This window comes from Curvibacter sp. AEP1-3 (assembly GCF_002163715.1).
Classification (GTDB): domain Bacteria; phylum Pseudomonadota; class Gammaproteobacteria; order Burkholderiales; family Burkholderiaceae_C; genus Allorhodoferax.
On the sequence record NZ_CP015698.1, the window covers coordinates 4008705 to 4022485 of the forward strand.

A 13781-nucleotide genomic window follows, 5' to 3' on the forward strand; every position below is an offset into this window, starting at 1 on the left:
CAGTCATTGGCGCTCGTGGATATTGCGCGGGCAGCTCCTGAAATAATAGCAAAGGCTTCCATGTCAGCAGTTTTCAAGTTTTGCCCGCAATGCGCTACACCATTGGCTGAGATCACCCTGGCCGAAGACGGAGGTGACAAAACACGCCTGCGGTGCCCTTCATGCGACTTCACCCATTGGAACAACCCCACGCCCGTGCTGGCGGCCGTGATTGAGTACCGCGGGCAGGTGCTGCTGGCCCGCAATGCGGCTTGGCCCGGCAAAATGTACGCGTTGATCACCGGCTTCATGGAAGCCGGCGAAACGCCTGAGGAGGGCATTGCGCGGGAGATCGCGGAAGAGACCAACCTCCACACCAGTGCCCTCAAGCTCTTGGGGGTGTATGACTTCCAGCGCATGAACCAGGTCATCATTGCCTACCACGCAGTGTGCGACGGGGAGGTGAAGCTCAGCCCCGAACTGGTGGATTACCGTCTCTATGACCTGCAGGCCGTGAAATGCTGGCCTGCCGGCACCGGCTATGCACTTGCAGAATTTTTGCGGTCTCGCGGCCATGAGCCGGAGTTCATTGATCCGGTGTGGCGCAAAGACATCGAGCAACGGGCCGACTAAAATCAGTTCCAACGCCAGAAAGCAGCCTGCATGAACTTCGACAAAGAAATTGACACCAGCGGTTTGAATTGCCCGCTCCCTATCCTGAAAGCCAAGAAGGCGCTGGCCGAGTTGCACAGCGGACAGACCCTCAAGGTGGTGGCTACCGACCCCGGTTCATTGCGCGATTTCCAGGCTTTCACCAAGCAGACCGGGCATGAGCTCGTGGACCAGCAAACCGTAGGCACCATGTTCATCCACGTGCTGCGTCGACGCTGACATTGCGATCAGCGCGCTAACAAAAAAGCCGGCTTGAAGCCGGCTTTTTTGTTGTCCGCCGGCGTACCGGCAAACTTGCTATCACACCAAACGAGCCAATTGCTCTTGCACCTTGGTCAAGGTGGCGGCGAAGTCGGCCACGCGCTTACGTTCCTGCTCCAGCACGGCAGCAGGCGCCTTGGCGACAAAAGCCTCGTTGTTGAGCTTGGTGCTGGCTTTGGCAATCTGCTCTTCCAAGCGAGTCACCTCCTTGCCCAAGCGCAGCTTTTCGGCCGCCACGTCCACTTCCACAAACAGGCACACGCGGGCTTCGCCCACCACCGCTACAGGGGCAGACTGAGCCGCGGCTTGCCATGCAGCTTCGTTGTCGAACAGCTTGACTTCGCTCAGCTTGGCCAATGCCTGCAGCACGGCGGCAGACGATTGCAGGAAGGCACCCTCGGCCTCTGTCTGGGCCACCACATACAAAGGCAGGCGGGTCGCGGGCGATACGTTCATCTCGCCGCGCAGGTTGCGGCATGCGTCCACCAATTGCTTGAGCTTGGCGACGTGCGCAATCGCAGCTTCGTCAATGCGCTCGGGCTGGCTGACAGGGTAGGCCGCAATCGAGATCGAGGGACCGCTACGGCCCGCGACGGGCGCCACCTTCTGCCACAGCTCTTCGGTGATGAAGGGCGTGATGGGGTGTGCCAGGCGCAGGATGGTCTCCAGGGTGCGGATCAGGGTGCGGCGGGTGGCGCGTTTTTGCGCGTCAGTGCCGGTGTTGATCTGTACCTTGGCGATTTCCAGGTACCAGTCGCAGAACTCGTTCCACACAAAGTCGTAAATCGTGTTGGCGACGTTGTCCAGGCGGTAGTCGGCAAAGCCTTGGGCCACGTCAGCCTCGGTCTTTTGCAAAAGCGACACGATCCAGCGGTCGCTTTGGCTGAACTCCAGGTAGCCGTGGGCAACGCCTCCAGGTGCGCACTGTTCCTTGGTGTGCTCCATCAGGCCGCAGTCTTGGCCTTCGCAGTTCATCAGCACAAAGCGGGTGGCGTTCCACAGCTTGTTGCAGAAGTTGCGGTAGCCCTCGCAGCGCTTGCTGTCGAAGTTGATGCTGCGTCCCAGAGAAGCAAGTGCTGCAAAGGTGAAGCGCAGGGCGTCGGCACCGTAGGCGGGAATACCTTCGGGGAATTCTTTCTCGGTGTTTTTGCGCACCGCAGGCGCAGTCTCGGGTTTGCGCAGGCCGGTGGTGCGCTTGTCCAGCAGCGGAGCCAAGGCAATGCCGTCGATCAAGTCCACGGGGTCGAGCACGTTGCCTTCGGACTTGCTCATCTTCTTGCCCTGGGCGTCGCGGACCAAGCCGTGGATGTACACGTGCTTGAATGGCACGCGACCGGTGAAGTGCGTGGTCATCATGATCATCCGGGCAACCCAGAAGAAAATGATGTCGTAGCCGGTCACCAGTGTGCTACTGGGCAGGTAGAGGTTGTAGTCGTCGGTGGCACCGGTGCCGGCGCCTTCGTTGCCCCAGCCCATAGTGCTGAAGGGCACCAGGGCGCTGGAGTACCAGGTGTCGAGTACGTCTTCATCGCGGCGCAGTGTTTTGCCCGGTGCCTTGGCTTGCGCTTCTGCTTCGTTGCGGGCCACGATCACGTTGCCGTCCTCGTCATACCAAGCCGGAATCTGGTGGCCCCACCACAGTTGGCGGCTGATACACCAGTCCTGGATGTTGTTCATCCACTGGTTGTAGGTGTTGACCCAGTTCTCGGGCACAAACTTCACTTCGCCGCTCTGCACCGCGTCGATGGCTTTCTGGGCGATGGACTTGCCGGTGGCGTCGCCTTTGCCGACCTGGTTCATAGCGACAAACCATTGGTCGGTCAGCATGGGCTCAATCACCTGGCCGGTGCGGGCACAGCGCGGCACCATGAGCTTGTGTTTCTTGACTTCGACGAGGAAACCACCGGCTTCGAGGTCGGCAACGACCTTCTTGCGCGCCACAAAACGGTCCAGGCCTTGGTAGGCGGCGGGAGCGTTTTCATTGATCTTCGCGTCCAGGGTCAGCACGCAGATCATGGGCAGCTTGTGGCGTTGACCCACGGCATAGTCGTTCTGGTCGTGCGCGGGCGTGACCTTTACCACACCGGTACCAAAGGCCTTGTCCACGTAATCGTCCGCAATCACAGGGATGGTACGGCCGCACAGGGGTAAGGTGACCTGCTTGCCGATCAGCGCGGTGTAGCGCTCGTCTTCGGGGTGCACCATCACGGCCACGTCGCCCAGCATGGTCTCGGGGCGGGTGGTGGCAACAGTGATGTCACCGGAGCCATCGGCTAGCGGATAGCGGATGTGCCAGAGCGAGCCGTCTTCCTCTTCGCTTTCCACTTCCAGGTCCGACACGGCACTCATCAAAATCGGGTCCCAATTCACCAGGCGCTTGCCGCGGTAGATCAGGCCCTGTTCGTAGAGCTGCACAAAGGTCTCGGTGACCGTTTGCGACAGTTTGGGGTCCATGGTGAAGTACTCGCGGCTCCAGTCCACGCTGTCGCCCATGCGGCGCATCTGGGTGGTGATGGTGTTGCCGGACTTTTCTTTCCACTCCCAGACCTTTTTGGTGAAAGCCTCACGGCCCAGGTCGTGGCGGCTGACTTTTTGCTCTTGCAGCTGGCGCTCCACCACGATCTGGGTGGCAATGCCGGCGTGGTCGGTGCCCGGAATCCACGCGGTGTTGAAACCGGCCATGCGGTGGTAGCGGGTCAGGCTGTCCATGATGGTCTGGTTGAACGCGTGGCCCATGTGCAGCGTGCCCGTCACGTTGGGTGGTGGCAGCTGGATGGAGAAGTTTTTGCCCTGTGCAGCCGCAGCCGCATCCGGCGCGCTGGTGCCGCGGAAGCCGGCGATGCCGTAGCCGCGCTTTTCCCACTCAGGGCCCCAGTGCGCTTCCAGCGCAGCGGGTTCAAACGACTTGGAGAGGGATTGCAGACCCGGTTGTTCGGGGGCGGTGGGGGCGGCAATGGGGGTGTTGGCGTTGTCAGACATGGAGGTTCTTCTAAGAGCGAGCGGCGATTTTACCGGTGCAGGGCTATACCCCGGTATTTGCTATGATTTTGATAGCTATTGGCGCATATTCAACGAGCGCTAGGGGCATATTTCATTTGCAATCGTGCACGGGGTAGCCGGGGGCGGTATCTTCTACACTGTTGCGCAGCATTCCACAGGAGACAAACATGCCCAAGGGTTACTGGATAGGCCGTGTAGAGGTGTTCGACCCCGAGGCGTACAAGGCGTATCAGGCAGCGAATGCCGCACCGTTCAAAAAGTACGGCGCCCGCTTTCTGGTGCGCGCCGGGCGCTTTGAGAATCCCGAGGGTGAGAGCCGCAGCCGCAATGTGGTGATTGAATTCCCCAGCTACCAGGCGGCAGTGGACTGCTGGCATTCCCCCGAATACCAAGCCGCAATCGCCCTGCGCAAAGACGTGTCGGTGATCGACCTGATCCTGATTGAGGGCTACGAGGGCGCGCAGCCGGGGGACTAAGCGGCTGGCAGCGCGGTCAGACGGTGGGCGGGGCGAGGTAGGTGCCCGACTTGCCGCCGTGCTTTTCAAGCAGCTTCACGTCGGTCATGACCATGCCTTTGTCCACGGCCTTGCACATGTCGTAAATGGTCAGCAGGGTGACCTGTACGGCGGTCAGCGCTTCCATTTCCACGCCGGTGCCGCCGGTGGTCTCGGCAATGGCCAGGCACTGGATGGCGGGCGGGGTGGTGGCCGTGGCGTGAATCACTTCAAATTCGATAGCCACCCGAGTGAGCATGATGGGGTGGCACAGGGGGATGAGGTCGCTGGTTTTCTTGGCGGCCATGATGCCGGCCACCCGCGCAACGCCCAGCACATCTCCTTTGGCAGCCTGTGCGTTCTGGATCAGGTCCAGCGTGTGCTGCTGCATCTGGATGCGCCCGCCCGCTACAGCCTTGCGGTGCGTCAATGGTTTGCCGGCGATATTGACCATGTGGGCATCGCCTTTGTTGTCGAAATGGGTCAGGGCTGAGCCTGCATCTGCGGGGTTGCTCATGGTGGTTTCCTCGTTCGCAATCAGTGATGGGTGAGCCGGGCAGCTTCCGGGCCGGGTGCTGTGCGGGCTTACAGCCTGCGCAAGGCGCCTTCGATATGCGGCTCGCCCTGCGGCAGCACGTTCAGCACAAAGCGGGTGCATTCCGCCTCTTGGCGGGTATGTAAGGCCACTTCGCCAGGAATCAACAGGGGGCGCTTGAAGCGCAGGTCGATTTGCAGGGGCGCGCAAGCGGGCAGATCGCGGCAGAGCAAGTCTACGCAGCGGGCGGCGCTGAACATGCCGTGTGCAATGGCCCGTGGGTAGCCGAACAGGCGTGCCGTGAAAGCACTCACGTGGATCGGGTTCCAGTCACCGGACGGGCCCGCAAAGCGGCGCCCGGCGTTGCCCGCCACCGCCCAGCGAGCCACAGGGCTGCCCCAGTCGGGCCGATCGTCAGGTGGCTGACGTTTTCCGCTACGGGGCAGGGGGGCCAGAAAGGTGCTGGTCTCGGTCCATACCGTCTCGCCCGCAGTTTGCAGCCGGGTATGCAAGGTAAAGGTCTGGCCGCGTTCGGTCGCCTCTATGCCATGGAGCTGGCAGTCCATATCCAAGGTCTCAAAGTCGCCGATGGGGCGCAGGCACTGCATGCTGTTGGCCAGATGCACCAGGCCCAGCAGGCGCAGGGGAAACTGCAGGTGACTCATGACCGCCATGTGCAGGGGCATGGCCATGGCGTGCAGGTACAGCGGGGGCAAAAATCCGGCATCCGTGAGGCCACACACTTCACGGTACTGCTTCAGTCGCCTGGCATCTGCTTGAGCACCGTGCCAGTGGGCATGGATGGCGATGGAAAGTTGATCCGATGGGGCCTGCGCCGGCCGTCCCGCCAGCAGGCTGCGGAACAAAGCCCCGGCATTGCGGGGCCGGGAAGAAAACGCCAGAGAAACGGGGGGCGAAACAGTAAGAGGCATGGTGCCGCCATTGTGCATGGCGGCACCGGCCTGCAAACCCAATTACTTCGCGTCGATCAGCGCCTGGATGTTGAGCAGGGTCAGCTCGTTGTCATCCGGCTTGCCCAGAGTGCGGCCGCTGGAGTAGGGGAAGTTGTTGTCGTTCACCACCACGATGTGCTTGGCGTCCACCACGGTCAGGCCTTCAGGTCCGAGGTGGGGCAGCACAAAAGTTTCCTCGTTCGGGCCGCGCTTGGCCAGCCGGTTGGGGTTGGCGATTTTGGTGAGGTCAATAAATGCCACCTTTTTCACAAAACCATCGGCGTCGGTCTGGGCAAAATCGATCTTGTAGACACGCTTGAACTTGGCAGGGCGGGTGAAGCAGTCGGTGCGCGGCTCGTCCTTGCACACATTGCCGGAGCCTTCGGTCATGTCGTCGCGTTCGATGACCAGCCCCGTCGTGGCGCTCAGCATCTGGAAGTCGGCGGCAATGTTGCCGGCTTCTTCAAACGCGTACTTCCACTGGCGGGTGCTGTAGGCTTTGCTGGCGGCGTCCAATTCCAAGATGCGGGTGTAGGGCTTGCCCTTGTGCATTTCTTGGGCCTTGGTGGCAGCGTCCCACAGAGGCCACTCAAACATGGGGTACAGGGTCTTGCCGTCCAAAGACTTGGCCATGGGCTCAAAGCCGCCGCTACGGCGGACTTCAAAGCTGGCGTCGCCGGGGTAGTTGGGCAAGCGGCCGTTCATGTAGTGGTCGGGGCTGCGGTAAGCCTTGCCGCCCACCACGGTTTCGATCACACCCAGCACCTTGCCTTGGGGGGTCACGCGCAGCACATAGGGGCCGAACTCGTCACCGATCCACCATTCGTCACCCACGATCTGGATGGATTCAGGGTCGAAGTCGATACCGGTCAGGAAGCGCTCTGCGGTGGCTTCGTTCTGGATGGCAAAGGGCACTTTGCGGTCCGGGTCTTGGAGGAAAGTGGTCTTGAGGCGGGTGACTTCGCCCTTGGCCCAGTCAGCCTTGGCGTGGTGCACCATCAGCAGCGCGTCCTGCGAGTTGAGCTTGCTGCCGAAGCCGTTGTCGGTCAGCACCAGGAATTCGCTGTTGCCCAGCGACACGATGCCGGAGAACCCTTGAACGGATTGGCCCTTGATGGGCAAGCTGCCACCGGACTTGCGTGGGTACTTGGGGTCGCCCACAAAGCTGATGCCGTCAATGCTGCCCAGTGCCTCGGTGCGCTGGCGGTTGGCAGCGTTGAACTTGCCGGCTGTCTCAAAGAACGGGCCGGCGGACTTGGGGGCTTCGACCGTGGTGGAGGCGGGCAGGGCGGCGTGGCCGGCCAGCACGGCCGTGACTTCCGTTTGGGCGGAGGCGCTGAAGGCGGTCACAGCCAGTGCAAGCGCGGTTGCGAGGCGGGTGGGGGAGAAAGCGTTCATGGTGGTCAAGGTTCCCGGTTGAAGAAGGCGCCGAGACTAAGCCGCGCATATGAACAAACCGTGACGCTTGCGCGGGCCTTCACGCCTGCGATCTGTGCGACATAAGCCTTAGCGATAAACTGGCCGGCTCGCCTCGCGCAGCCCTAAATTGCCATGTTGTTTTTGCTTTCCCCCGCCAAATCGCTGGACTACGACACCCCTCTGAATGGTCAGGCCCACACTGCGCCCCTATTCGTCAAAAAGTCCAAGGAATTGATCAGCTTGCTGCGTGCGTATTCGCCGCAGGACATTGCCGGTCTCATGGACCTGTCCGACAAGCTCTCTGCTCTGAACGTAGCGCGTTACGCGGCCTGGTCGCCCAAAGCCACTGAGAAAAACGCCCGCCAGGCCGTGCTGGCCTTCAACGGCGATGTGTATGACGGTCTCGACGCCAAGACATTGGGCGCTGAGGACTTGGCCTGGGCGCAAGAGCACGTGTGCATCCTCAGCGGCCTCTACGGCGTACTGCGTCCGCTGGACCTGATGCAGCCCTACCGCTTGGAAATGGGCACCGGCCTGAAGGGCCCGCACGGCAGCAACCTCTACCAGTATTGGGGCAGCCAGCTTTCGGACTACCTGAACAAACGCTTGAAAGTCGACACCACACCCGTGGTGGTGAATCTGGCCTCGAACGAATACTTCAAGGCCGTGGACCTCAAGGCCCTGAAGGGTCGGGTGGTGGAGTGCGTGTTCCAGGAATACAAGGACGGGAACTACAAGATCATCAGCTTCTTTGCCAAAAAGGCGCGCGGCCTGATGGCCCGCTATGCCATTGAGCACCGCCTGAGTACGCCCGAGCAGCTCAGGGGCTTTGATGTGGACGGCTACGCCTTTGCTGCGCAAGAGTCCACGCCCGAGCGACTGGTATTTAGAAGAAAACAGGCCTGAGCGCCCGTTGATATTGCGCGAGATGCTATGAAAATAAGAGCAAACGGTATCGAGATTGAAGTCGAAGACAGCGCCACGCAGGACGCGTCGTTCGCGGCCAAGCCGGCGGTTCTGCTCATCATGGGGCTGGGTTTGCAACTGATCGCCTGGCCGCCCGACATGGTGCAGGGGCTGGAGGATGCGGGCTACCGCGTCATCCGTTTTGACAATCGAGATGTGGGCTTAAGCACTCGTATGGATGCTGCGGGAAAGCCCAACCTGATGTGGGCCAGCCTGCAGTACAAGCTGGGCTTTACGCCTGCAGCCCCTTACTCCTTGAGCGATATGGCTGCAGACGCTATCGGCGTGCTGGACGCTTTGGGTGTGCGCCAAGCGCATGTGGTGGGCGTGAGCATGGGCGGCATGATCGCGCAGCGCGTGGCACTGGCTGTACCGCAGCGGGTTCTGAGCCTGACCAGCATCATGAGCAGCAGTGGTGCCAAGGGTCTGCCGGGCCCCGCCCCCGAGGTGCTGCGCGCCATGCTGAGCCGGCCTACGGGCAGCAGCAAGGCTGCGGTGATCGAGCATTCGGTGGGCCTGTTCCGCGCCATCGGTAGCCCGGCCTTCCCATTGCCGGAATCTGATTTGCGAGCACGCATCACCCGTGGGGTGGAACGGGCTTTTTACCCGGTCGGTACCTTGCGCCAGATGGTGGCCGTGGTGTCCGACCATGCGCGCTCTTCACTGCTAGGGCGCATCACCGCGCCCACCCTGGTGGTGCACGGCACGGCCGACCCCTTGGTGCCCTTGGCCTGCGGCCAGGACACGGCCCGCCGCATACCCGGTGCTAAGCTGGTGACCCTTGAAGGCATGGGGCACGATCTGCCCCCGGAACCGGTACGTCGCATTCTGGCCGCGCTCTTGTCCCACATAGCGGCCCACCCCGCAGCTTGAGAACATCGCATGAACACCCCTGAACAATCCCAACTCGGCAAATCGTCGGCATATGTTGACCAGTACGACGCCTCGCTCTTGTTCCCCATTCCCCGCTCAGGCAAGCGTGCCGAGATCGGCATCACCGGTGCGGCCCCGTTTTTCGGCGCCGATATGTGGACCGCGTTTGAGCTGAGCTGGCTCAACACCCGCGGCAAGCCACAGGTGGCGTTGGTGCACTTCACCATTCCCGCCGAGTCGCCCAACATCATCGAGAGCAAGTCCTTCAAGCTTTACCTCAACAGCTTCAACAACACGCAGTTTGCTGATGCTTCCGACGTTCTGCAGCGGCTGCGCACCGACATTGCTGAAGCTGCTTGGCGTGGCGGGCCCGTGCAGTCCGTGGGGGTGCGCCTGATAGCGGCCGACCAGTTTGATCGCGAGCCGGTGTATGAGCTCGACGGCCTGAACCTGGACCGCTTGGATGTGGAGTGCACCCGCTACCAACCCGCGCCGGAACTGCTGAGTACCGCTCCGGCCGAGGAGGGTGTGGTGAGTGAAGTGCTGGTGAGCAACCTGCTCAAGAGCAATTGCCTGGTGACCGGCCAGCCGGACTGGGGCAGCGTGCAGATCAGCTACACCGGCGCGCAGATCAATCAGGAAGGCCTGCTGCAGTACCTGATCAGCTACCGCAACCACAATGAGTTCCATGAGCAGTGCGTAGAGCGCATCTTCATGGACATCTGGAGCCGCTGCCACCCCACCAAGCTCACCGTATATGCACGCTACACACGCCGCGGCGGGCTGGACATCAACCCTTTCCGCACCAGCCACCCACAGGCGCTGCCAGCCAACACCCGCACCGCGCGCCAGTGACCGTATTGCAGAGAGCCGGTGGCAAGCGATGCTATGGAATTAGTAGCTGCTCGCGCAAAATGGCTGAGCGCTAGGCAGCTATTTCTTCACTCATCAGCCCGCGATTGAAGGCATCTACCGGCTGGGGGCGCCCGAACAGGTAGCCCTGGCACAAGTGGCAGCCGTGCGCGGCCAGGAAGGCGCGTTGGGCTTCGGTTTCCACGCCCTCGGCCAGCACTTCCAATCCCAGGTTGTTCCCCATGCCGATGATGGTCTGGATGATCATCGAGTCGGTAGCCTGCAGTCCGATGTTGTGCACAAAGGATTGGTCGATCTTCAGTTGGTCCAGCGGCAGGCGCGTGAGGTAGGCCAGCGACGAATGGCCGGTGCCGAAATCGTCCATGGAGAAGCGAACACCCAGTGACTTGAGCGCGTGCATTTTTTCTACAGTGTCATCCACGTTATCCAGCACCAGACTCTCAGTCAGCTCCAGTTTGAGCAGGCTGGCCCGGGCACCGCTGGCGCGCAGCGTGCCACGTACATGCTCCACAAACTCGGCTTGCCGGAATTGGCGGGCACTCACATTCACCGACAGCTGCAAATCCGCTGTCTCCGGGGTAGATTGCCACTCGGCCAACTGTTTGCATGCCTGCTCCAGCACCCACTGGCCCATAGGCAGAATCAGGTTGGTCTCTTCCGCCAGACTGATGAACTCTGCCGGCATCACCATGCCGCGCAACGGGTGGTGCCAGCGGATCAAGGCCTCGGCGCCTACCGGTGTACCGTTGTCCGTGACCTGCAACTGGTAGTACAGCTCAAACTGGGATTCACTGATGCCGCGGCGCAGATCGTTTTCAAGGTTGGCGCGTGCCTCGATGATGGCCAGCATGCCAGGGTCAAAGAAGCACAGCGCATTGCGCCCGGTGTTTTTCACCTGGTACATCGCAATGTCCGCTTGTTTGAGCAGCTCAGCCGCATTCTGTTGGCTATCGCCGAACATGGCTGCACCCAGACTGCAAGAGCTGCGGTAGTGTTTGCCTTTGAGCGTGTAGGGCTCGTTGATGGATCGCAGCACGTTGTCGCCCACCAGTCGGGTCTGGCGCGCGGCCTCCGCGGCGTCCGGGCTCAGGTCCAAGAGCATGACCACAAATTCGTCACCGCCCAGCCGCGCCACCGTGTCTGCTTCGCGCACGCAGCCTTTCACGCGCTGCGCCACTTGCTGCAACAGCAGGTCCCCCACATCGTGCCCCAGGGTGTCGTTCAGCGTTTTGAAGTGGTCCAGGTCCATGAACAACAGGGCGCCATGCCGGCCACTGCGCACGGTGGCCACCAGCGCCTGTTGCAGCCGGTCGGTCAGCAGCCGACGGTTGGGCAAGCCGGTGAGGGGGTCAAAGAAAGCCAGTTGCTCGATCTCGGCGCTGGCACGGCGCAGGCGGGTCACGTCCTGGTAGACGATGACCACGCCGCCATCCGGCGTGCCACGCTCCGTGATTTCGATGATGCGGCCATTGGGAAACTCGCGCTCGTGGCTGTGCACCCCTTGCGACATGAGCGACATGCGGTTGGCCACCCACTGCACTCTGGCCTCCTCGGGTACATCGCCCAGGGTTTCCAGTGCCGTGACCATAAGCATCTTCTCGAAGGAAGCGCCCGCCTTGATCTCACCCGCCTGCCAGGGGTACATCTCCAGGTAGCGGCGGTTCCAGGTCACGACTTTGCGCTGGGCATCCAGCAGCAGAAAGCCGCTCTCCATGGATTCAAGGGCGCGGTCGGTCGTGGCCTTGGCGTCGCTGATGGAGCGCTGGGCGCGGCCCATGCTTTGCAGATAGCGCACCGCGGCAAAGCCTGCCCCGGCCAGGAACAGGCTGAAGGCCAGTCCCACCAGACCGATCAGTCGCACCTGGAAGCGCCAATCTGCCATTACGGTTTCCATGGGAATGCTGGCCGTGATCAGCAGATCGTTATAGAGCATGGGCCGTGAGGCCACCAGGGCAGGGCGCTGCTGGATGCGCGACTGCATTTCCCGGGCGTTCACACTGGCGTTGCTCCCCAAAGCCGGGTTGAGGATGACGCCGTTCAGCGCGTCCTGTGCCGGCATGCTGGCCAGAAGTTGCCCGTTCCCCCGTTCCAGGGTGGCTTCCAGCTGGCTGATGTCGGCCCCTTGCACGAGGATGGTGGTGATCAGGTTGACCGGTACCTCCGCCACTGCAAGTAGCTTGCTGCCATCGGCTAGTTTCAGGTGCCGCCCGAAAAACAAGACCTGCTCCGCACTGCGCGGGCTGATCACCGGCTGGCTGATGATGAGGGTGGACACCGGCACGTTGATGGCCTCACTCACAAAGCTCGGTGGTGTCTCAGGGTTGGTCTCCGCACCCTGGCTTTCGGAGCTGGCGACGACCGTGCCTTGTGCGTCCATGAGCCAGACATTGCGCACCAGCAGGTTTTGCCGGGTGGCACCCTGAATCAATTTGCCGGCCAGCGGACCCTCCAGCCAGTCGGCCTGCATGCTGTCCAGATTGAGCAGGCTACTCAGGCTGGCCAGCAGCACATCGACCCCCAGCAAGCTGCGGTTGACCGCAGCTTGTGCCCCCGTGACAAAGCGGTCTGCTTGCGATTTGCCATCCGTGATGGCACCGGTGTAAAGGTTTCTGGCCAGCAGCGTGGTGGCGGCGGCTACTGACAAAATCAAGGCCACCGTCACCACGACGGCGGACAAAGTGGCCTTGGAGTAGCGTTGTGGCATCAGCGAGCGGCGGTGCTGGGCGGCACGGCGGACCATACGCTGCCGATGGTGTTGTCCCACATATCTTTGCAGCGCTGGTTACACCGTTGCATCCAGCGTGGAATGACCACTGTGCGCAGGATTTCTTGCATTCTTTGGGCATCTTTTTTGGAAGGAGCGACTTCCTTCATGCTGCCTTTGCGTGTACCTGTGCAGGATGCATCGCCTCGGTTGCAGGCAAGTCCTTCGGCAGTCTCACGTTCGCTTTCGGCCCATATGTTGGCCTCCAGCTTGGGTATTTCGCGCCCCAGAACTGCGCGCAAGTCCGCAGGCAGTGCGTTCCAAGCATTCAGATTGGCGCCGAAAAGTGCCAAGCCCCAGCTGATGGGCATGGGGTGGTAATACTCGGTGACTTCATGCAGGCCGATGGTGTAGCCGGACATGGTGCCGGTGATAGCGCACTCGGTGTTGCCGGACTGCATATTCGCCACGATCTGGCTGAATCCCACCAGCACGGGCACTCCGCCCAACGCAGCGACCATGTCGGATTGGGTGGGTGAGGAAACACGGATGCGCCGCCCTTCCAGATCCAGCAGGCTGCTGAATTGGCGTTTGCAGAACAGCACTTGCGCCGGGTAGATATACACCGCCAGCAGTTCCACTCCATGTTTTTCACGCAACATTTTTTGCAAATAGGGGCGGTACGCGGCGAGATTGCGGCGCAGGCTGGCGATGTCGGGGTTCAGGCCTGCGAGGTCGATGGCACCCAGCATGGGATTTTGGGCGGAGGAAAGGTTCATGAGCGCAGTGCCGAAGGGCACGACGCCGAGTTCCATCAAGCGAAGCATTTCTTCACCAGGAACGCCGGACCGGTCAAAAGGAGCTATCTCTGCGCTGTATTTGCCTGCGGTCAGACGGGACAGCTCTTGGGTCCAGAAGGGCTCCTCATTGCGCACGTACTGGTGTATGCCCGCCAAGCCGCCCACGATGCGCAAGCGTTGTCCACCCGCGGGTGCTGGTGGCGCGGCCTGAGCCCAAGCCTGCGCAAGGCAAGTCCAGAGTACCAACATCCA

General features: G+C 61.6%; 12 protein-coding genes. 6 read left to right on the forward strand and 6 right to left on the reverse strand.

Going from position 1 to position 13781, the window contains the following annotated elements; genetic code table 11:
• The first annotated feature begins 60 nt into the window (after positions 1 to 60).
• Entirely contained in the window at positions 61 to 612 is a 552-nt protein-coding gene (locus tag AEP_RS18765; protein ID WP_087496803.1) for an NUDIX hydrolase, read from the forward strand.
• A gap of 30 nt (positions 613 to 642) precedes the next feature.
• Positions 643 to 870, forward strand: coding sequence for a sulfurtransferase TusA family protein (locus AEP_RS18770; protein ID WP_087496804.1), 228 nt, complete (start codon positions 643 to 645; stop codon positions 868 to 870).
• An 81-nt stretch (positions 871 to 951) separates the two neighbouring features.
• Here the strand turns inward: AEP_RS18770 and AEP_RS18775 are convergent, their stop codons facing one another.
• Positions 952 to 3891, reverse strand: a complete 2940-nt coding sequence (locus tag AEP_RS18775) for a valine--tRNA ligase (RefSeq protein ID WP_087496805.1) — start codon at positions 3889 to 3891, stop codon at positions 952 to 954.
• 188 nt (positions 3892 to 4079) lie between these two features.
• On the opposite strand from AEP_RS18775, the gene AEP_RS18780 reads away from it, so the two are divergent.
• Positions 4080 to 4388 (forward strand): DUF1330 domain-containing protein, encoded by a 309-nt coding sequence (locus AEP_RS18780; protein WP_087496806.1) that lies wholly within the window; start codon positions 4080 to 4082, stop codon positions 4386 to 4388.
• 16 nt (positions 4389 to 4404) lie between these two features.
• Here the strand turns inward: AEP_RS18780 and moaC are convergent, their stop codons facing one another.
• From moaC to AEP_RS18795, 3 genes are all read right to left on the reverse strand, one after another.
• Positions 4405 to 4923: a cyclic pyranopterin monophosphate synthase MoaC gene (gene moaC, locus AEP_RS18785; protein WP_087496807.1), complete on the reverse strand. Its 519-nt coding sequence runs from the start codon at positions 4921 to 4923 to the stop codon at positions 4405 to 4407.
• A gap of 68 nt (positions 4924 to 4991) precedes the next feature.
• Positions 4992 to 5873 (reverse strand): MaoC family dehydratase, encoded by an 882-nt coding sequence (locus AEP_RS18790; RefSeq protein WP_157673224.1) that lies wholly within the window; start codon positions 5871 to 5873, stop codon positions 4992 to 4994.
• 42 nt (positions 5874 to 5915) lie between these two features.
• Positions 5916 to 7292 (reverse strand): esterase-like activity of phytase family protein, encoded by a 1377-nt coding sequence (locus tag AEP_RS18795; protein WP_087497423.1) that lies wholly within the window; start codon positions 7290 to 7292, stop codon positions 5916 to 5918.
• 153 nt (positions 7293 to 7445) lie between these two features.
• Between AEP_RS18795 and yaaA the strand changes: the two genes are divergently transcribed.
• From yaaA to queF, 3 genes are read left to right on the forward strand one after another with little or no spacing between them, the layout of a single operon-like run.
• Positions 7446 to 8219 (forward strand): peroxide stress protein YaaA, encoded by a 774-nt coding sequence (yaaA, locus tag AEP_RS18800; protein WP_087496809.1) that lies wholly within the window; start codon positions 7446 to 7448, stop codon positions 8217 to 8219.
• Positions 8220 to 8246: 27 nt separating this feature from the next.
• Positions 8247 to 9152 carry an alpha/beta fold hydrolase gene (locus tag AEP_RS18805; RefSeq protein ID WP_087496810.1) on the forward strand — a complete coding sequence of 302 codons (906 nt, stop codon included), beginning with the start codon at positions 8247 to 8249 and terminating at the stop codon, positions 9150 to 9152.
• 9 nt (positions 9153 to 9161) lie between these two features.
• Positions 9162 to 10007, forward strand: a complete 846-nt coding sequence (queF, locus tag AEP_RS18810; RefSeq protein ID WP_087496811.1) for an NADPH-dependent 7-cyano-7-deazaguanine reductase QueF — start codon at positions 9162 to 9164, stop codon at positions 10005 to 10007.
• Positions 10008 to 10077: 70 nt separating this feature from the next.
• Here queF and AEP_RS18815 read toward each other — a convergent pair whose 3' ends face one another.
• Both AEP_RS18815 and AEP_RS18820 read right to left on the reverse strand, forming a co-directional pair.
• The gene (locus tag AEP_RS18815; RefSeq protein WP_232459872.1) at positions 10078 to 12765 is read right to left on the reverse strand and encodes a bifunctional diguanylate cyclase/phosphodiesterase; all 2688 of its coding nucleotides are present in this window, start codon (positions 12763 to 12765) and stop codon (positions 10078 to 10080) included.
• Positions 12729 to 13778, reverse strand: a complete 1050-nt coding sequence (locus tag AEP_RS18820) for a TRAP transporter substrate-binding protein (RefSeq protein WP_087496812.1) — start codon at positions 13776 to 13778, stop codon at positions 12729 to 12731. Before AEP_RS18820 ends, AEP_RS18815 begins: the two co-directional genes overlap by 37 nt.
• Between the last annotated feature and the right edge of the window lie 3 nt (positions 13779 to 13781).

What these genes read in the sequence shown, in the direction of transcription:
- AEP_RS18765 (WP_087496803.1), top strand. Translation starts at nt 61, where the DNA reads ATGTCAGCAGTTTTCAAGTTTTGCCCGCAATGCGCTACACCATTGGCT.
- AEP_RS18770 (WP_087496804.1), top strand. Translation starts at nt 643, where the DNA reads ATGAACTTCGACAAAGAAATTGACACCAGCGGTTTGAATTGCCCGCTC.
- AEP_RS18775 (WP_087496805.1), bottom strand. Translation starts at nt 3,891, where the DNA reads ATGTCTGACAACGCCAACACCCCCATTGCCGCCCCCACCGCCCCCGAA.
- AEP_RS18780 (WP_087496806.1), top strand. Translation starts at nt 4,080, where the DNA reads ATGCCCAAGGGTTACTGGATAGGCCGTGTAGAGGTGTTCGACCCCGAG.
- moaC (WP_087496807.1), bottom strand. Translation starts at nt 4,923, where the DNA reads ATGAGCAACCCCGCAGATGCAGGCTCAGCCCTGACCCATTTCGACAAC.
- AEP_RS18790 (WP_157673224.1), bottom strand. Translation starts at nt 5,873, where the DNA reads ATGCCTCTTACTGTTTCGCCCCCCGTTTCTCTGGCGTTTTCTTCCCGG.
- AEP_RS18795 (WP_087497423.1), bottom strand. Translation starts at nt 7,292, where the DNA reads ATGAACGCTTTCTCCCCCACCCGCCTCGCAACCGCGCTTGCACTGGCT.
- yaaA (WP_087496809.1), top strand. Translation starts at nt 7,446, where the DNA reads ATGTTGTTTTTGCTTTCCCCCGCCAAATCGCTGGACTACGACACCCCT.
- AEP_RS18805 (WP_087496810.1), top strand. Translation starts at nt 8,247, where the DNA reads ATGAAAATAAGAGCAAACGGTATCGAGATTGAAGTCGAAGACAGCGCC.
- queF (WP_087496811.1), top strand. Translation starts at nt 9,162, where the DNA reads ATGAACACCCCTGAACAATCCCAACTCGGCAAATCGTCGGCATATGTT.
- AEP_RS18815 (WP_232459872.1), bottom strand. Translation starts at nt 12,765, where the DNA reads ATGGTCCGCCGTGCCGCCCAGCACCGCCGCTCGCTGATGCCACAACGC.
- AEP_RS18820 (WP_087496812.1), bottom strand. Translation starts at nt 13,778, where the DNA reads ATGTTGGTACTCTGGACTTGCCTTGCGCAGGCTTGGGCTCAGGCCGCG.